Source organism: Granulosicoccus antarcticus IMCC3135, assembly GCF_002215215.1.
Taxonomy (GTDB): domain Bacteria; phylum Pseudomonadota; class Gammaproteobacteria; order Granulosicoccales; family Granulosicoccaceae; genus Granulosicoccus; species Granulosicoccus antarcticus.
This window is the reverse complement of record NZ_CP018632.1, coordinates 2,958,489-2,977,252: the sequence shown is the minus strand read 5'-3', so window position 1 is coordinate 2,977,252 and position 18,764 is coordinate 2,958,489. Positions and strand designations below refer to the sequence as shown.

General features: G+C 51.3%; 14 protein-coding genes. 2 read left to right on the top strand and 12 right to left on the bottom strand.

What is annotated here, in order from left to right:
- Positions 1 to 8: 8 nt before the first annotated feature.
- Positions 9 to 1,481 carry a ketol-acid reductoisomerase gene (gene ilvC / locus IMCC3135_RS12900; RefSeq protein ID WP_088917994.1) on the bottom strand — a complete coding sequence of 491 codons (1,473 nt, stop codon included), beginning with the start codon at positions 1,479 to 1,481 and terminating at the stop codon, positions 9 to 11.
- 107 nt (positions 1,482 to 1,588) lie between these two features.
- On the opposite strand from ilvC, the gene ilvY reads away from it, so the two are divergent.
- Entirely contained in the window at positions 1,589 to 2,467 is an 879-nt protein-coding gene (ilvY, locus tag IMCC3135_RS12895; protein ID WP_088917993.1) for an HTH-type transcriptional activator IlvY, read from the top strand.
- A gap of 22 nt (positions 2,468 to 2,489) precedes the next feature.
- Here ilvY and IMCC3135_RS12890 read toward each other — a convergent pair whose 3' ends face one another.
- The gene (locus IMCC3135_RS12890; RefSeq protein WP_088917992.1) at positions 2,490 to 4,091 is read right to left on the bottom strand and encodes a hybrid sensor histidine kinase/response regulator; all 1,602 of its coding nucleotides are present in this window, start codon (positions 4,089 to 4,091) and stop codon (positions 2,490 to 2,492) included.
- A 180-nt stretch (positions 4,092 to 4,271) separates the two neighbouring features.
- Complete coding sequence (locus tag IMCC3135_RS12885; protein ID WP_088917991.1) at positions 4,272 to 5,906, bottom strand: hybrid sensor histidine kinase/response regulator; 1,635 nt, start codon at positions 5,904 to 5,906, stop codon at positions 4,272 to 4,274.
- A 453-nt stretch (positions 5,907 to 6,359) separates the two neighbouring features.
- Here IMCC3135_RS12885 and IMCC3135_RS12880 point away from each other — a divergent pair, with 453 nt between their 5' ends.
- Entirely contained in the window at positions 6,360 to 7,397 is a 1,038-nt protein-coding gene (locus IMCC3135_RS12880) for a trans-3-hydroxy-L-proline dehydratase (RefSeq protein WP_088917990.1), read from the top strand.
- Between the two features lie 4 nt (positions 7,398 to 7,401).
- Here IMCC3135_RS12880 and IMCC3135_RS12875 read toward each other — a convergent pair whose 3' ends face one another.
- The 9 genes from IMCC3135_RS12875 to IMCC3135_RS12835 all read right to left on the bottom strand — a co-directional run bounded on the left by IMCC3135_RS12875 (position 7,402) and on the right by IMCC3135_RS12835 (position 18,662).
- Entirely contained in the window at positions 7,402 to 8,340 is a 939-nt protein-coding gene (locus IMCC3135_RS12875; RefSeq protein WP_088917989.1) for a DMT family transporter, read from the bottom strand.
- A 261-nt stretch (positions 8,341 to 8,601) separates the two neighbouring features.
- Complete coding sequence (locus tag IMCC3135_RS12870; protein WP_088917988.1) at positions 8,602 to 9,684, bottom strand: ABC transporter ATP-binding protein; 1,083 nt, start codon at positions 9,682 to 9,684, stop codon at positions 8,602 to 8,604.
- A 35-nt stretch (positions 9,685 to 9,719) separates the two neighbouring features.
- Positions 9,720 to 10,787, bottom strand: a complete 1,068-nt coding sequence (locus IMCC3135_RS12865) for a carbohydrate ABC transporter permease (protein WP_088917987.1) — start codon at positions 10,785 to 10,787, stop codon at positions 9,720 to 9,722.
- Positions 10,780 to 11,748: a carbohydrate ABC transporter permease gene (locus IMCC3135_RS12860; protein WP_088917986.1), complete on the bottom strand. Its 969-nt coding sequence runs from the start codon at positions 11,746 to 11,748 to the stop codon at positions 10,780 to 10,782. The genes IMCC3135_RS12865 and IMCC3135_RS12860 overlap by 8 nt, the downstream gene beginning before the upstream one ends.
- Positions 11,749 to 11,882: 134 nt before the next feature.
- Complete coding sequence (locus IMCC3135_RS12855) at positions 11,883 to 13,163, bottom strand: ABC transporter substrate-binding protein (protein WP_088917985.1); 1,281 nt, start codon at positions 13,161 to 13,163, stop codon at positions 11,883 to 11,885.
- Positions 13,164 to 13,291: 128 nt separating this feature from the next.
- Positions 13,292 to 14,365, bottom strand: coding sequence for a Gfo/Idh/MocA family protein (locus tag IMCC3135_RS12850; RefSeq protein WP_088917984.1), 1,074 nt, complete (start codon positions 14,363 to 14,365; stop codon positions 13,292 to 13,294).
- A 4-nt stretch (positions 14,366 to 14,369) separates the two neighbouring features.
- Positions 14,370 to 15,401, bottom strand: coding sequence for a Gfo/Idh/MocA family protein (locus tag IMCC3135_RS12845; RefSeq protein ID WP_088917983.1), 1,032 nt, complete (start codon positions 15,399 to 15,401; stop codon positions 14,370 to 14,372).
- Positions 15,402 to 15,701: 300 nt separating this feature from the next.
- Complete coding sequence (locus IMCC3135_RS12840; protein ID WP_088917982.1) at positions 15,702 to 16,625, bottom strand: COG3904 family protein; 924 nt, start codon at positions 16,623 to 16,625, stop codon at positions 15,702 to 15,704.
- A gap of 144 nt (positions 16,626 to 16,769) precedes the next feature.
- Complete coding sequence (locus IMCC3135_RS12835) at positions 16,770 to 18,662, bottom strand: putative bifunctional diguanylate cyclase/phosphodiesterase (protein ID WP_236994779.1); 1,893 nt, start codon at positions 18,660 to 18,662, stop codon at positions 16,770 to 16,772.
- Positions 18,663 to 18,764: the final 102 nt, after the last annotated feature.

Here is an 18,764-nt window from a genome sequence, read left to right as displayed (position 1 = left end):
GTAACGTTTTATACGATGCGCTTCATGTCAGCCATATAGCCGCGCAGCTCACCACCGATATCTTCAACCGGATGCGTTCGCAGGCTATGGTTGACTTCGATCAGGCGTGCATTGTCTACGCCCATGTCATTCAGATTGAGCCCACGACCGATAACATCAGTCTTGATGTTTTTCATGAAATCGCCCAGCAATGGAACACAGGCATGGTTGTACAGGTAGCAACCGTATTCAGCTGTATCAGAGATAGTGGAATTCATCTCGTACAGCTTCTTGCGTGCAATCGTGTTGGCAATCAACGGAGTTTCGTGCAGTGATTCGTAGTAGGCAGAATCGGCAATGATACCGGCCGATGTCATGGTTTCGAATGCCAGCTCGACGCCTGCCTTGACCATGGCAACCATCAGGATTCCATTGTCAAAATATTCCTGCTCGCTGATATCCACTTCACCTGCTGGTGTTTTTTCAAACGCCGTTTCAGCAGTCTCTGCACGCCATCCCAACAGCTCAGCATCATCGTTAGCCCAATCAGCCATCATGGTGGCTGAGAAGTGCCCTGTCATGATGTCATCCTGGTGCTTCTGATACAAAGGACGCATGATGTCTTTCATTTCTTCTGCCAGATCGAACGCCTTGATCTTCGCAGGGTTGGACAGACGATCCATCATGTTGGTGACGCCGCCGTATTTCAGGGCTTCAGTCACAGTTTCCCAACCGTACTGAATCAGCTTGGAGGCGTAACCAGCCTCAACACCTTCTTCAATCATCTTGTCAAAGCACAGAATTGAACCGGTCTGCAGCATGCCGCACAGAATTGTCTGCTCACCCATCAGATCGGATTTTACTTCTGCAATGAACGAGGACATCAGCACGCCGGCCTTGTGACCACCGGTTCCAACTGCGTAGGCTTTTGCCAGTTCCAGGCCTTCGCCTTTAGGGTCGTTGTCTTCATGTACCGCAATCAGTGTCGGAACACCAAAGCCACGAACGTACTCTGCGCGGACTTCGGAGCCCGGGCACTTGGGAGCAACCATGATGACAGTCAGGTCATCACGAACTTTCATGCCTTCCTCAACGATGTTGAAACCATGTGAGTAGGACAGGCAGGCACCTTGCTTCATCAGAGGCATGATGGCGTTGACCACAGAGGTGTGCTGCTTGTCAGGTGTCAGGTTCAACACCACATCGGCAGTAGGGATCAGCTCTTCATAGGTACCGACGGTAAAACCGTTTTCGGTTGCATTCTTCCATGATTGACGCTTCTCTTCGATCGCCGCTGCACGCAAGGTATAGGAGACGTCCAGGCCGCTATCACGCAGGTTCAGGCCCTGGTTCAGGCCTTGAGCGCCACATCCGATCACAACCAGCTTCTTGCCCTTGAGCGCATTCACACCATCGGTGAATTCATTCAGGTGCATGAAACGACATTTTCCGAGCTGTGCAAGCTGCTCACGTAAAGGTAAAGTATTGAAATAGTTCGACATTGTGATGTCCCCGTAAAGACTTAGGCTGTAGTTTTGCTGCGCAGTGTATCGGTTCAAGCTCGTTTCGTAAATTGATATATTTGCAACGCAATGTTTTAATATCTGCAATGAACCCCAGAACCCTGAATCAGTTCCTCGCCCTCACCCGCACGCTGCATTTCGGGCATGCCAGCGAGGCATGCAACATCAGTCTTTCCACCCTCTCCAGAAACATCCGTCAGCTTGAAGAGGAACTGGGCGTATCGCTATTCGAACGAGACAACCGCTCGGTTGTCCTGAGTGCCAAAGGCCTGAAGTTCGAAATCTATGCCCGTGAAACTCTCACCAACTGGAACAGGATTCAACGGGAGCTACTGGACACAGGTGACCCACTGCACGGCGAGCTCAGCATCTACTGCTCCGTGACTGCCAGTCAGAGCATCTTGTACGACTTGCTGAATCGATTTCGACCCAACTATCCGGGTATCGACATAAAATTGCATACCGGTGACCCCGAACATGCCATCCCTCGTGCTCTAACCGGTGAGGAGGACATCAGTATCGCCGCCTACCCTGGCCGCCTCTCCCGCTCTCTGATATTCAAACCCGCCATCGTCTCCCCGCTGCTGTTCATTGCACCAGCCGAGCAAATAGATTCAGATATTCCGATCAAACCGCCGATGAACACCAGCGAGTGGTCAAGAGTGCCGATGATCGTCTCCGAGGGCGGCATCCTTCGCACGCGCACAGACAGCTGGTTCAAGGCCATGCATGTGACGCCGCGTATCTATGCACAGGTGGCAGGCAACGAGGCCATTGTCAGTATGGTGAGTCTGGGACTGGGAGTTGGTGTGGTACCCAAAATTGTTCTCGATAACAGCCCCATGGCTGAAAGGATTCGCATACTGCAGGTCAAACCGGAACTGGAGGCCTATGACGTCGGTTTGTTTACACTAAAAAAGAGCTTGCAGAACCCACTGGTTGCCGCTTTCTGGGGAGTGCTGTAAACGGCACAGCAGCACAGGCTTGTCACCTCCCTGCTTTCACATCAAGGACCCCACGTACAGCGGCTGACAATTCGGACTTGTCATAGGGCTTTTTCAGCAAACCAGACAACAGCGTCGATTTCAAACCAGAATCACCATCAACTACATCATGGTGTTTGCGCGTAAACCCACTGGTCAGCAACACCTTCAGATTCGGACGTATTGCCTGAATGTTCATGGCCAGCTCAAGACCATCCATTTCACCCGGCATAATGACATCCACAAACAAAAGATCTATTTCATCATGGGCCTGCAGGTGTTCGAGGGCTTGTTGACTATCGTTAGCGGTATACGTTTTATAACCCAGACTCTGGAGATGGAACACGGCAATTTCGACCAACGCCTTTTCATCATCAACAATCAGGATCGTCTCATTGCCACCGTGCATAGTCGTCTGCGCCTGATTTTTCAAATCACTGGCAACGTCCTCGTATACTCGTGGCAAATACAATCTGACATCAGTACCTTCGCCGGGTGCAGACAGGATTTTCATGTGTCCACCGGAACGTTTGATAAAGCCGTACACCATACTCAGGCCCAGCCCCGTACCCTCGTTAGCCTCCTTCATGGTAAAAAAAGGCTCTACTGCACGCTTGAGAATCTCGGGTGTCATGCCATGACCATTGTCACGGACCGATAACATCACGAATTCACCAGTTCTGGCTTGCGGATTGTTGCGAACGTAACTTTCATCAATGACTTCATTACTCGTCCTGATGAAGATCTGACCCCCGGCAGGTACAGCATCTCGCGCATTTAGCGACAGGTTCAAAAGGGTATCTTCCATTTCTCCAGGGTTGATTCTTACCGTCCAGAGATCATCCGCCAGTTGTATGTCCAGCTTGATGGAGACAGTCAGCGACTTGACAGCTATCGCCTCCATCTCCCGAATGAATTCATTAAGGCAAACGGTTTTGGCAATACCGCCTGTCGGTCTCGAAAAGCTCAGAAGCTTTCTGGTTAATTCTGCCCCTCTTGTTGCACCCTTCAATGCAGATTCAACATGGAATCTCGCTTTTTCGCTGTGATTCACGAAGGCTTCCAGAAGCTCCAGATTACCCATCACGATTCCCAGGAGATTGTTGAAGTCGTGGGCAATACCGCCGGTGAGCTGACCAATCGCATCCATCCTCTGGGCACGTCGCACGGTTTCCTCCAAACGCTTATGCTCGGAGATGTCAGTGACAATAGCCCCCAGGCCATTGATCTCGCCGTCATCATCGAATACGGGAAATTTTATCGTCAACAACGTGTGTAGCTGATTGTCGCCTGCCAACATGGCAACTTCTTCCCGGCGCTCGACAAGTCCAGAGTTGAGAACGAATAAATCGTGACTTCTGGTGGAACTTGCCAGCTTGGGATCATGCACATCCTCGGGCAGCAAACCGATCAGTTCTTTGCCTTGGACGCCAAATATCCGCTCGAATTCCTTGTTGATTCTAAGATATCGACCATTACGGTCTTTCAGGTAGATTTCAACGGGAGCATTGTCCATTATTGCATCCAGCTGCTGCTTGCAAACCAGAAGCTCCTTATTGGATGCACGAAGCTCCTCCAACTCCTCTAGCAGGCTTTGATTATCCAATGGCTGCTACTAGCCATTCATTGGCTCCACCATACGAGTTGTTATCCATACCACTACCTATGAGCAGGCCGAGTGTTACATAGTAGACTAGCAGGATATTTTCGTGCAGACCACTCTCCAATCAAGAGTGCGAATTACAAGACAACTCGGTCTGGGTAACAGAGCAGGCGTGGCTCTGATCTACGACGGAGGATTTGTATCGAGCACTCTGCGAACAGCTGCAGACAGACTCTGCTTGTCATAAGGTTTTTTCAAGACTCCGCCCAATAGTTTCGACTTGAAATCAGCATCAGCATCAAGATCCCATTCAGCGGCTTCATGCACTTGCCTGGTAAACCCACTGGTCAGCAACACTTTCAGATTCGGACGCCGGTGTCGAACGGCCGTGGCCAGTTCAAGACCATCCATATCCCCCGGCATGATCACATCCAGAAATAGCATATCTATCTGTTCATGAGCATCCAGCAGCTCCATGGCCTGTTGACTGTTATTAGCTGTATATGTCGTATAACCCAGCTTCTGGAGATGTGTTACAGCGATCTCGACCAGTCCTGTTTCATCATCAACGATCAGAATGGTTTCACTTCCACCTTGAATAGTTGTATTTTTCGAAATGGTCTTATCGCACTCGATCAGCTCATCGGATCGTGGCAAATACAATCTGACCTCTGTTCCAGCATTCGGTTTTGACAGGATTTTCATGTGTCCTCCCGAGCGTTTCACGAATCCGTACACCATGCTGAGGCCTAGTCCTGTCCCATTGCTTGCCTCCTTCATGGTGAAAAAGGGCTCTGTCGCGCGTTTGATGATATCCGGTGTCATACCATGACCGTTATCGCTTACCGACAACATGACAAAGTCACCTTCAGTCGCCTGTGGGTTAAAGCGTACATAGATTTCATCGATGACTTCGTTGCTCGTCCTGATGATCACTTTCCCACCGTTAGACAGAGCATCACGCGCATTCAATGTAAGGTTCAAAATGGCGTCTTCCAGTTCTCCCGGATCAATACAAACGCTCCACAGATCATCATTGAGTTGCGTTTCCATGTCTGTGGAAACAGGTAGTGATTTAGCTGTAATTGCTTCCATTCCCAGAATGAAGTCGTTCAGGCAAATGCATTTAACCAGCCCTCCGGGCGGTCGGGAAAAACTCAGAATTTTCCTGGTCAGCTCCGCCCCTCGCTCGGCACCTTTCAGGGCAGATTCAAGGTAGAACGTTGCGTTTTTGTTGTTCTCGAGGTGGGGTTCCAGCAGCTCAAGATTACCCATGACAATTCCCAGAATATTATTGAAATCATGCGCTATTCCCCCGCTCAGCTGACCAATCGCATCCATTCTCTGAGCACGACGCAAAGCCTCCGCAATCTGCTTGCGCTCGGAAATGTCGGTGATGATAGCGCCCAGTCCATCAATTTCACCGTCCTGATTGAATACAGGAAATTTGATCGTCAACAAGGTGTGCAGCTGATCGTCACAGGCTATCTTGGCAGCCACCTCCCGACGCTCTGTGATCCCGGAACTCAGCACAGATAAATCATGGTCTCGCGAACTATCTGCCAGGTTGGGCGCACAAATATCTTCGGGCAGCAAACCGGAGGTCTTCTCTTCTTTAATCCCGAATATCCGTTCGAACTTCTTGTTGACCTTGAGATATCGACCCTGACGATCTTTAAAATAGACTTCAACAGGAGAATTATCCATGAGGGCATCAAGTTGCTGCTTGCACACCTGTAGCTCCTCGTTGGATTTACGCAGTTCAACCAACTCCCTCTGCAGGCGTTCATTGTGTAATTGCAGCTGCTCAAAATCCATTTACCCTGCCATACCAGTTATCTATCAGAGTCACTGCTCAGAACATGGCTAAGGGGTCGTGAAATAATTAACTATACTTTTCGGTTGGTCCTGCGCCTGCCCGGCAAGGCGTGAGGAGGGCGAATAGCTGGCTATTCAACCGACAAACAACGCAGAAGGGCAGGATGCAGGGGCGACTGAAAAGTATAGTTTATTGTTTCACGACCCCTAAGCACATATCACCGCATATATGCTACCGCTGATTGAATCTGATTCTGAATTCAATCATGAATATGTAGCAAATACCCAACTTCTTTAAGCAGCAGAAAACCTCAAGCAAACCATTCCATCACTCCATGGACCTATCGCACCCACTCGACCCGTACGACCTCAAGACTCCCGATTATGTATTATTGTTATTCCAACACAAACCAGTAACAGGTATCGTCAGCAATTCAAATTGAGGATGATGTCATGCGTACCTCCAAAACCATTCACGTCGTGTCATGCCACGCCGAAGGCGAAGTCGGTGATGTCATTGTCGGCGGTGTCGCTCCACCACCAGGTAAAACCTTGTGGGAACAACGAAGCTGGATTGCAAAAGATCAGACGCTTCGAAACTTCATGCTCAATGAACCGCGTGGTGGCGTCTTTCGTCATGTCAATCTGCTAGTTCCCCCTTGCCATCCCGATGCACAGATGGGCTGGATAATCATGGAACCCGAAGACACACCACCGATGTCAGGCTCCAATTCCATTTGTGTATCCACTGTATTACTGGAAACCGGCATTATCCCGATGCAATATCCACTTACTCATATGGTTCTCGAAGCGCCAGGCGGGCTGGTCCATGTTCGTGCTGAGTGTCATGAGGGCAAAGCTGAACGCATTTTCGTGCAAAACCTGCCCTCTTTTGTCGGCGAACTGAATGTCACCCTCGATGTCCCCGGCCTTGGACAGATCACTGTTGACACAGCCTTTGGCGGTGACAGCTTTGTGGTTGTTGATGCACAAGCGCTCGGCTTCCAACTGGAGTCAAGCGAAGCCAAAGAGCTGGCCAGTCTGGGAGTAAGAATCACCAATGCTGCCAATGCCCAGTTAACGTTTCATCACCCAGACAATTCTGAGTGGACACATTTTTCTTTCTGCCTGTTTGCAGGTCAACTCAGCCGTCACGCTGATCAATTGAGCGCTCTGTCAGCCGTAGCCATCCAACCGGGAAAAATTGATCGTTCGCCAACTGGAACAGCAGTATCAGCGCGAATGGCCTTGTTACACGCCAAAGGAGACATGCAAGCTGGCGAGACATTTACCGCACGATCCATTATCGGATCAGAATTCAGCGGCCAAATCATCGGCACCACTCAGGTAGGTGAAAAAGCGGCGATCATCCCGGAAATTAGTGGCAGAGCCTGGATTACCGGAACCCATCAGCACATGCTTGATCCAGAGGATCCCTGGCCCGAAGGCTACCGCCTGAGCGATACCTGGCCCAACGGATTTCGAAAATAAACAGTCAGACAAACTTAGTGGAAACTAGCGGTATCGGTTTACGGGGCTCAACGATCAGGAGTCCCGTCAGGAGCAACAATAATGCAAATAGTGTCCCTGAATTCAAACGCTCTCCGAGCAGAACCATTGACCAGGCAATACCGGCAAACGTTATGGTATAGCCTGCCTGGCTGCCGTAAACGGGCCCCATTTCAGTCAATAGTCGAACCATCAGCAAAGTTCCCAGCGCGCTGCTGATCGCAATGCAGACAATCGCTATTTCCAGTTGCGACAGAACCCAGCTCAGGACAATGAGATCGTCCAGATACCAGGCCACGGGCAATAACATGACACTGCCGGCGATAGCAGCAAGGCCTGTCAACGCCACAAAATCCACTCCGGGTGGAGTCCAATCCGAGATCAACAAGTCTTCGGCGGCGAACATGAGCGGAACACTCAATGCCAGAATAATCCAGACAGGCGCTCCCACCGCTGAGAATGAAACACCATTGCTGATCAACAGCACCATGCCGAACATGCCAACCGCCAGACCTGCCATGTTTTTCCTGTTTACCTGCAACTTGTCCCTGATAGTCACATAGCCGAAGACGATAAAGCCTTCACACACAAGAAGAATGGAGACTGTCGATGCTGGCAATTCCTGGACGATCCAGAACAGCAAAACATCGCCTCCTACCGCCCCTACCAGACCCCACAGAAAAACGAATCGAATCACGTCTGCGCTGATAACAGGCATCCGCCCGCGAATGATGGTAATTGTCAGGCATGAAGCACCAACAATGATATTGACCCATAAAGCCAGACCAATGGGCTGAGCTTCTACTTCAGCAGCCAGTTTTGACAAAGGGACGGACAAGCCAAAAAGCGCTCCTACCGCAAACAGTAGTAGACAGCCGTTCAACCTCGTTATGTGAACCGTCGCCTTTGACAATAAATGATGCACTGTTCAGCCACCTGCTAACGCAGTATCAGCTTTACCGAAAACATCAATTCACGTCGAATCAATCCGGTCCGCCGACATAAGGATATCCAGCGGCAAAGGTGAGCAAACACCACCTACCGCTTCATCCTCCACGCTAACATCACTGACAATTTCATCAACGCGATAAGCACTAACAAAAAGCCGAGTTCAGAGCGATCAGACACTCGACTTTAGATCAGGCCCACCGATTTCCTTGCAAGTCCTCATCCTCAAGATCAGGGGCTATCGGTGCAGCGTCGCACCGGTATCACTGTCGAACAGATGCACTTTCTCGACATCAACACTTAACCCGATCTCCTGGCCCGGCTCCAACGATGTCTCACCCTGTATATTGACCGTCACCGGGCTGCCATCTCTGGTTTTTGTATACAGGTAGGACTCACCACCTAGTCGTTCGACACCGCTAATTTCTACTGTAAAGTCTGCAACTGCTGACTCTGCCACTCTAACGGCGTTAGGCCGGATACCGGCCACTACCACAGCATCATCACTGAGCATGAAGTCGTCTGAGCGCAGGATAATGCTGCGACCAGCACCCAGCGATACCTTGCCATTGGCAGCAGAGACTACCTGGGCATTCAGAAAATTCATCTTGGGAGAGCCGATAAAACCGGCCACAAACTGATTGACCGGCGAATGATACAGCTCCAACGGAGCACCGAACTGCTCGACTACACCCGCTCGCAGCACGGCAATCTTGTCAGCCATGGTCATGGCTTCCACCTGATCGTGCGTGACGTAGATCATGGTATTGCCCAGACGCTTGTGTAGCTGTGCAATTTCGCCACGCATATCTACCCGCAACTCAGCATCCAGATTTGACAGCGGTTCATCGAACAGGAATATGCGAGGCTCTCGTACCACCGCACGACCAATGGCCACCCGCTGACGCTGCCCGCCTGACAAGTCCTTGGGTTTGCGATCCAGCAGCTCATGGATTTGCAGCATGGTCGCTACTTCATCAATTTTCTTCTTGATGACATCACGCGGCGTATTCAGATTCTCCAGACCAAACGACAGGTTTTGCCGCACGCTCATATGCGGATATAACGCATAGGACTGGAAGACCATCGACAACCCACGATCCGCCGCAGCGACATCGTTAACCAGATCACCATCAATGGTGATGCGCCCGCCGCTAACCGAGTCCAGTCCCGATATCATCCGCAGCAGTGTGGATTTGCCACACCCCGACGGTCCGACGAACACGCAGAACTCACCGTGATTGACAGTCAGATTTACCCCTTTGATAACCTTGACGGACCCAAAGGCCTTCTCTATATCTTGCAGCTGTAAATTTGCCATGATTCAGGATTTCGTCTGTCTGATAGTTGCTGTCATCATTTTCCACCTGTCGATGCGATACCCGTGGCGATGTATTTTTGCAGGAAAGCAAACACCACAGCGATAGGCAATAACGTCAAAACAGTCATGGCAAGCAGACTGCTCCATTGTGTTGCCATCTCGCCCTGAAAGCTGTTCAGAGCCAGTTGCAACGTGAAGTTCTCAGTACGGGATAGCACAATCAAGGGCCACAGGAAATCATTCCAGCGCCACATGATGGCCAGTATTGCGAGCACCGCAATCGCCGGGGCACTCAAGGGCAGAATGATGCGCCAGTAGATCTTCCATTCACTGGCCTTATCCATGCGAGCTGCATCCAGAATTTCATCCGGTATCGTCAGCATATATTGCCGCAGTAGAAATACACCGGTTGGGGTTGCCGCCCCCGGAATAATCACGCCCCATAACGAATTGATCATGCCCATTTCCCGAACCACCAGAAACAGTGGCACCAGCACGACGGTTTGCGGAATCATCAAAGTACCGATAATCATGGCCAGCACCACTGTACGCCCTCTAAACTCATACTTGGACAGGGCAAATGCGGCCATTGAATTGACCAGCAACATGATCAGTGTAGAAATGACCGTGATGAAGGTACTGTTCCACAGGAACTGCATGAAATTGAAACGCTTGAACAGATCAGAATAATTTTCCCAGGCCAGCGCCAGCTTCTCTACCGGCTCGCGCTCCTTTACCTTGATCTTGATGATTTCATCCGGTGCATCCATCTTCACCACCTGCGAGACGATACCGACACGGCGCACTTGTGCAACCTGAACGCCTTCTAACTCACCCTCAGTCACCGTGAAGATCGGTAGCGGCTTGGTATGCCCGTCCAGAGTGATCATTTCCTGCGCATAGGGCAGGAATCGTGGCGGAAACGTGTTGAGTTCGGCATCGGTCTTGAACGATGACATAAGCAACCAGATAACCGGCCCGAACATCAACACGATGCCAAGAAGCAGGTAGCCGTAGGTGAACCAGTCAGTCCAGTGCAGGCGGCTGCCAGCGTGATCACGACTACCCCGGGTACGAGTCAGAAACGCAATTGCCTTACCCATTTGCATTTCTCCGGCTAGCCCACAGTTGCAGGAATGTCAAAACAACCAGTACCAGAGCCAGCAGAATTGAGGCAGCTGATGCCAACCCGAACAGTCTTGGCATACCGGCAAATCCGGTTTCATAGACATACTGAATCAGGAACGTGGTGGCAGAACCAGGCCCACCCCCAGTAAAAGCGTAGACCTCATCGAATGTCTGGACACTTTTTATCAAGGACAGCACCAGCACGACAATCATGGTCGGCATCAGCAATGGCAGAGTGATTCTACGAAACGTCCTCAGAGGCGTTGCGGCATCCATGCTGGCGGCTTCGTAGACATCCCGAGGTATGGCTTGCAGGCCTGCCAGCAGTATCAGGGTATAGAAGCCCATATGTGCCCAGACCGAAACAAAAACTGACCAGAAGAAAGCCCAGTGCCGGTCCAGCAACCAGTTGATCGTATCGAACCCCGCCCCTTCCAGCGCGGCATTCGCCAGGCCTTCTCGTTGCAGAATCCATTTCCAGATAAGAGCCACAACAACAGGCGATAACAAGACAGGAAAGAAGAATACGCTGCGGAAGAACCCACGCGCGCGAATCTTGCTATTGAGTATGAGCGCGGTTAACAGGGCAAAACCCACCATGAAACCGACTTGCAGTAAGACAAATGACAAGGTGTTGTACACAGCCCGCCAGAACAGATCATCGGTGCAGCTATTGGGGTCCAGAAAATCCTTGCAACTGAGCAGAGTGTTGTAGTTACCCATCCCCACCCAAGTGCGATCCTCCAGCAAAATCTGGTCGCTGCCGGTCATCGCATAAACCAGGTTCAGAACGACAGGCAAAAAAGCGAAAAGCCCAAACAACAGCAGATTGGGCAACAGAAAAACCCACGCCAGTTTGGATATGCCGAGTTTCTGCTGTAGATACAGCATGGGAATCTCTATGATCCGCATGCAAGAATTGAGAAATACTGCCATCGAAGTTCTCCGGGATTCCATAGTGTCAGCTACCAGACTCATCAATCCGGTAACTGGCACGCTCGCTAAACGCCCTCTTTCATCGACGGCTAAGACGAATCACCCACGGATGGGGGTCGCCGGTTAATACTTGCCTACTTGGCGTCCACTTCTGTGAGCGCCTGCTCCAGATCAACCTTGGCACGTTCCATCGCTTCCTCTATTGTCAGTTCACCCACAATAGCCTGAGAGACACGCGTCATGGTTATTCCGAACATGGCACGGTTGTTCTTGTACCCTTGATAGGCATAGGCAACCGGTGAAACAGTAGAAACCTGTTTACCCCAGGCATTCAGTGCAGCAGCAGCGGGTGCAGATGCACCTTCATAGTCAACGCCTTTGGCGGCAACCGCAGCATGAGCCGGGATGTTGAGCGTTCTGGCAGTCAACTCGGCATAGATGTCTTCCCGGGCCAGAAAGTCCAGCAACTTGGCAACCATCTCTGGCTGCTTGGTTGATTTGAATCCGACGATTCCGGCACCACCGGGCATTCCGGTACAGGCAACCGCACCACACGGTGTACCCACCACTTGCCAATCGAATGCATCACCGATTTCGCTATCAAACTTGCCTACCTGCCAGCTACCTGAGTAGTAATAGACCAATGAACCGTTGATGAATTCCTGAGATGCATCCTGGTAAGTGTCTCCACCCGTACCTGCCCAGACGTCGCGCAGCATGGTGCCATCATTATTCCATTCCACAAACTTGGTAACAAAATTAGTGAAGCCTTCGTCTACCAGAATGGGCGAACCGTCCTCAGCAAACAGTTTTGCACCTTCAGAAATGGCCGGCCCTGCGATACGGTGACCTGAGCGATCCATGGCCATCAGATGGGGGGTTTCTGTTGCTTCAGCCACTTCGGCTGCAGCCTCTGCCCACTGCTCCCAGGTTGCATCTGCCGCAGGTGGCTCGACTTCCGCCTGATCAAACAAGGTGCGGTTGATGTAGCCACCCGTGATGGTCAGCTGCGAATGCAATCCATAGAGACCCTCATCATCTGGTCCCTTGCGGTACCAGTTAAGAATATCGCCAAAGGACTTTTCCCAGTAGTCGGCATCGACGAAGGGTTTGATATCCAGATAGTACGGGGACAATCCTCCAAGATCGGTCACTTTGGCCAGATCCGGACCAGTGCCTGCGGCCAACTGTACCGGCAGGTTTTCCTGGATGGACTTGTACGGAACGATATCGACAATGACATCAACACCGGCATTTTCCGCTTCAAAACGGGTAACCAGATCTTCAATCACTTCGCACTCGTTACCATCCGTTGAGCACATGAAGCGAAGCTCCTGAGCTTGACTCATGGATGCCGTCGCACTCAGGGAGGCAACCAGAATCAGCTGACCCAACACATGTTTTTTATATTGCATTCGTCTCTCCGTTCTCCAATGGTATCGTTGACGGGAATTCAGCACGGGTTAATCCCGGTCGTGTTCTTGAATCCATTCCAGCGACAACGTTCTAAACAACAACTGAACTGCTCGATGGCACCCTGTTCTCAGGGAAGCCAGCTTTCGTAAACAGAATCATCAGGGCCTAGCGGCAATGCCACTTTGTTGCCCGTCTTTGCCGACAAGTAGATCGCACTGACCAACTCCAGCGAACGCCGTCCATCAGCCAGCAACACTTCTTGTCCCGGCTGACCATTCAGCGCATCTGACAGTGCATCAAAAAAGCCGGTAAAGCCAGTCGCTTTGCCAGTCACTGATGCCAGTACGGCGTCAACTGCACTTTGTTTCTGCGGGTCACGTGCAGTGAACTCCCAGCTATCTGTCGCGGGTGCATAGGGTGCGGTACCACTGGTGGCTGTCAAGCCTTCGAATACGAACCGAAGTCTTGACGTATCCGTTGCAGCTCCCAGCGTGATCGAGCTGGTAGCCAGAGCGCCATTTTCCATTTCGAAGATGATAGCCGCGCAGTCTTCCGTCTCTATGTCATTGACACGTGTTGCGCAATTAGCGGATAAGCTCGCGATCGGGCCTAACACATGGGTCAACAGATCATGATTGTGAATGGCATGGCCCAGAACGGCTCCACCACGTTCACCAGCCCAGGTTCCACGCCAGGCAATGGCGTAGTAGTCAGCATCTCGGTTCCAGTGCGTCTCCAGGCTCGCCATATAAGGTTTACCGGTCAGACCCGCTGCCATCAAGGCTTGCAATTGCTGCATGGCCGGACCATAGCGATACTGAAAGACAGGCGTGATCGTTCGACCCGCTGCTTGTGCAGCCTCGGCCAATGCATCGGCCTGTGCCAAAGACGTCACCAGAGGCTTTTCGCAGACCACATGTTTGCCAGCCTGCAGCGCCGCTATTGTTGTATCAAAATGCAAATGTGGCGGTAGGCAGACATCAACGATATCAATGTCGGCATCCTGCAAGACGCTCGATAGGTCACTGGTAATTGTCAGCGAATCACTGTCGGCAATGCTTCTGGCTCGCTCTTCGTCCAGATCACAAATGATCCGCACTTCGTATTTGCCTGCCAGCTCCCGATAGGCTTCAAGATGCTCTCGACCGATACCCGCGCCAATAATGGCAACACGTAGCGGCTGTGCGGTTAGCGTTGTCATTCTGTCAAGACCAGTGACCAGCCGGCTGCATCTGTTCGGCCATCGCCTGCGCCTTCAATGCAAGCTCCATGACCTTGAACGCATGTGCCTGTGGCATGGCAGTCTCGGTCCTTTGGGCGATATCATTCGCCAGATTCTGGAAGTACGGATAACCCGCATCGCTGCAATCGATTTGTTCGTGGCGCGTACCATTGACGAGAAACAGGTTGTCTATGGTGGTATCGCGCGCCACATCCACGTATTTTCGCAGCTCGATATAGCCTTCGGTTCCCAGGATGGTCAATCGCCCATCCCCCCAGGTTGGCAAAGCATCTGGTGTATACCAGTCAACACGAATATAGCCATGCCCGTTGTCGCTTTGCAAAGCCACCTCACCAAAGTCCTGTAGCCCCTTGTCATCGGGATTAGCGTAGTTCCCCACCGTTGCCATGCGGATCTGGGCATCGGTACTGCCGGTGAAGTACAGGAATTGATCTATCTGATGGGAGGCGATATCGCAAATGATTCCACCATAGCTCTGCCGGTCGAAAAACCAGTCTGGACGGCTGGGACGGTTGAGTCTGTGAGGGCCCATTCCCAGAGTTTGTATCACCTTGCCGATCGCTCCTGATTGCACCAGGGATGCCGCTTTGGTCACACTGGCGACTTCAAAGCGTTCGGAAAAATCGATGGACCAGATTCGTTTGGTTTCTGCCACACATTGTTTGATCTGATCGAGCTGTTCCAGCGTCGTACAACCGGGCTTGTCGACCATGACATCCTTGCCAGCCTGCATGGCAGAAATGGCGTGCCCCGCTCTATCGCAAGGTAATGAAGCAACCAGAATCAACTCGATACTGGCGTCTCCCAACAGCTCTTCCAGCGAGGCAAACCGATGCGCACCATCAAATCGCTTGACAAAGCCATCGAGTGTCTCGGGTTCGCCTTCGGTCCACCAACCAGCGAACTCAGCACCGACATCCAGCATGTTCTGGATCTGGCCGAAGATATGTCGATGGTCGATACCAACCGCTGCGAATTTCAGTATTTTTGCCATGAATAAAGATGATGAAGGAAGATTTAACCGAGCTTTCTGTAAAGCCGTCTACGCGACAGAGCGACAGAAAGTGATAGTGGACAAGCCAACGCACTGAGAAGGTGCATGATTTCCCACCTTATCAGAACCGTCTCAATGGTAGTGAATCCGAGTCACTTTCGCCAGCAAAAATCCAACCGGCGAAGAGGCCGTAACCACCATCATCCAATAAAGCCCCCTCTATCGCCGATACGTGACGGCAGTCACGGAGTCGCTAGTAGTCCTCCAACTTGGTAATTGCGGCTTGGAGAACTACGAGGATCAGTTGATCTCATGAATCAGACGAGCAGCAAGCAGCTCCTCCAGAGTCGGCCACCACATGTTTTCGGGCAAGCTCTCGAAGAGTGTCTGGACAAAGTCGACACTGACCCCCGCCTGTCGAAACAGTTCGGCGTCTCGCTCCTGTTCTTTCTGAACTTCCACGCCAATGACTGTGTAGCTCGCATCCAGACGATACTGATGAAAGCCCAGTGTGGCCTCGGCTGCCGCAGAACGATGGATTCCACCGACATAGGCGGTGGTGCAGGCCGAGGCGCAGACACCTTCTACACGCGTGTTCAGCTGATGCTCCATGAAGATTTTTGCCAACGCTCGCCCTTCATAGACATTGCCACCCCGACTGTTCAGCCTGACCTGCCTGAGCTGAGGGTGTTCTGCCAGCAGTGCCCTTACCGCTTTGGAAATACCGAGCTCGATCGACCCCTCTATGCTCATGGACTGACCCGACGGTGCAACTGATAGCTGGTACTGGCTGGCATGCTCTTCGGCCATGCGAGACAGGTGATCCTGTTCCACCGGCAATACCTGGGTCCATTGCAAGGCACCCAGTGCGTATACCGCACTAAGCAAAAACAGGACGATTGCACCCAGCTGAGTTGCCCATACCAGTGCCAGATTGCCGCGCGTTGCAAAGTCTGACTCCGCCGCTCGAACCACACCCACCAGTTGCCAGAGCAGAAGCACACCATGTGACAACACAACGGCGCAGACAAGCAGTCCAGCATGCCCACTGAAGTCTTGCCCCTCAGGCGGGCTCAGTCGATCCTGTAGATTGAAAACCAGAATCCGCAGGCCCAGCAGATTGACCCAGAACGACCAGAATAGTGATTGCTGCCCACGCCAATGGGCAAGAAGATAATCGATGACTGACCATCTTTTGCGCAACGTTTGTTCAGGTAGTTTCATCAGATATCCGCAGGGATATGCGAGGCCATCTCGTTACCGTCCATATCGCTATCCTGAAGGCTCGTGAAACCATAATCTATCACGAGCACTTGGTTCAGGATCATACAGCGACACATGGATACGACTTCTTCTGCTACGCTTGGCTCAAGCAGCCTTATCCTGAGCCACCCAACCACTGTCGTCTATCCATCGCAATAGCTCATCTGCGGGTATGGGCCTGCAGACATGAAAACCTTGTACGCAGTCACACCCCAGACTCTTCAACCTCTCAAGGCAAAGCTGATCCTCAACACCTTCTGCGGTAACAATACAACCCAGACCTTGTCCCAGTTTTATCATCGATCGCAGTATAACGGCGTCCTTATCATTCTCGTCATTATTCATAATGAAGGCACGATCAATCTTCAGGTTACTGATCGGCATTTTTAGTAAATAGGAGAATGAGGACAAGCCTGTGCCAAAATCATCAATAGCGAACTTCAACCCCATTTTACAGAGCTCTTCCATGCTTTTCAGGGCTTGCTCCGGGTTCTCCATCATCGCATTTTCAGTAATTTCAAGCTCCAGCATCGAATTGCCAAAACTACCTTCCGTTACCAGCTGTTCTATCAGCGGAATCAGCTTTGGATCGCTCAGATTGGTCGGGGATATATTGACCGCTATAGGAATCATATAGCCCTGCACCTGCCATGCGCGGCTCTGCTCTTCGGCCGTATTCAAGACCCAGCGTGTCAAGCGATTAATCAGGCCGGACTTCTCAGCCCAGGTAACAAACTCAATGGGCGATATCGGACCGTATTCGGCATCATTCCACCGGACCAATGCTTCGACGCCCACCAGAGAGTGATTGTGTATATTCACTTTCGGCTGATAGACCAATGTCAACTGATCTTGCTCAATGGCCGTTTTCAAACGAGCCAGCAAGGTCAACTTTCTCAGTGAGTGGGTATTCTGTTCACGACGATAATAACATTCCCTTATACGCAGGCTTTTCGCCTTCGCCAAAGCAATGTCAGCGAACCGGATAAGCTCCTCGGGCTGAACTGAATTCTCCGGGTAACTGGCAATACCTATTCTGACCTGGACCGCGACAGGCACGCCATTCAATTCATGACTGCACTGCAATTTGTCCCTGACTGCATCGCTCAGACGGCTGGCATCATCCTTGACCAGATCCTCAGTACAAACCAGGCAGAATACATCGCCCCCCATTCTGACAACATCCACGCGATCAGCCTCAATCTCGCCCAGGTACACACCAATTCTGGTCAGTAGCTGATCACCAAAATCATGGCCCAGTGTATCGTTGATATCCCTGAAACCGATCAGGTCGACCAGGAGAAGGTACAAGCGCTGCCTGTCAGTATCCAGAACCGCCATTTTTTCAAGAATTATCTGACTCAGCTTCTGCCTGTTGGGCAGACCTGTCAGTGAATCATGCATGGAGCGATAATGAAGAATCGTGGAGTTCTCTTCAATCTTGTTCACGAACTTTCTGACAATATAGGTGGAAGTCCAGATAGCCATCCACACAACCGCCAGGATGATCACAAGGAAACTGGGGGATAGTAGATAGGCGGACAAGGTGTAGTGGCCAGGCGCTTTCATCACAGCTGTAAACCAGCGATCAGTACCACCTACTCGGGTGGATGACCAAACATAGCTTTGCCCATCGATAAGCTTCATATCCCGTCGCACAGACTCACCGGCATAACCGTTGGCGGCGTGAATTTCTGCAACCGCTGCCACAACAGCAATATTCTCCCGACCTTTTTCAAAAACAGAGCGCAGGCTATTGCCAGCAGAGTCATGAAGAAAAAAAACGTCTGCATCCACTAGTGCATCCTGGATGACAGATCTGGCAAGGTAGCCGTTTTCACGATTGGCAATGCCGAGGGGACTTTCCTCTTCGGTGACCAACTGAACATGTACCGCCACATCCGCTGCCACTTCGACTTTACGCGTCAACGCCGACAACCAGAACTGATGATTAAGATTGACAACGATTGTGCCAAAAATAACCAGCAAGATAATCATTGGAATGACGACTGAAAACTGTAGCTTCCTGCGCAACAAAGCCGTGCTTCTTGACTGAGCGTCCGACTCCTTCGCACTTCCAGTAAACAGTGACGAAGCACG

Bases quoted from the DNA above. Each gene is read 5' to 3' on its own strand.
- ilvC (WP_088917994.1), bottom strand. From the start codon at position 1,481: ATGTCGAACTATTTCAATACTTTACCTTTACGTGAGCAGCTTGCACAG.
- IMCC3135_RS12850 (WP_088917984.1), bottom strand. From the start codon at position 14,365: ATGACAACGCTAACCGCACAGCCGCTACGTGTTGCCATTATTGGCGCG.
- IMCC3135_RS12835 (WP_236994779.1), bottom strand. From the start codon at position 18,662: ATGATTATCTTGCTGGTTATTTTTGGCACAATCGTTGTCAATCTTAAT.
- IMCC3135_RS12845 (WP_088917983.1), bottom strand. From the start codon at position 15,401: ATGGCAAAAATACTGAAATTCGCAGCGGTTGGTATCGACCATCGACAT.
- IMCC3135_RS12840 (WP_088917982.1), bottom strand. From the start codon at position 16,625: ATGAAACTACCTGAACAAACGTTGCGCAAAAGATGGTCAGTCATCGAT.
- IMCC3135_RS12880 (WP_088917990.1), top strand. From the start codon at position 6,360: ATGCGTACCTCCAAAACCATTCACGTCGTGTCATGCCACGCCGAAGGC.
- IMCC3135_RS12885 (WP_088917991.1), bottom strand. From the start codon at position 5,906: ATGGATTTTGAGCAGCTGCAATTACACAATGAACGCCTGCAGAGGGAG.
- IMCC3135_RS12870 (WP_088917988.1), bottom strand. From the start codon at position 9,684: ATGGCAAATTTACAGCTGCAAGATATAGAGAAGGCCTTTGGGTCCGTC.
- ilvY (WP_088917993.1), top strand. From the start codon at position 1,589: ATGAACCCCAGAACCCTGAATCAGTTCCTCGCCCTCACCCGCACGCTG.
- IMCC3135_RS12855 (WP_088917985.1), bottom strand. From the start codon at position 13,163: ATGCAATATAAAAAACATGTGTTGGGTCAGCTGATTCTGGTTGCCTCC.
- IMCC3135_RS12865 (WP_088917987.1), bottom strand. From the start codon at position 10,787: ATGGGTAAGGCAATTGCGTTTCTGACTCGTACCCGGGGTAGTCGTGAT.
- IMCC3135_RS12860 (WP_088917986.1), bottom strand. From the start codon at position 11,748: ATGGCAGTATTTCTCAATTCTTGCATGCGGATCATAGAGATTCCCATG.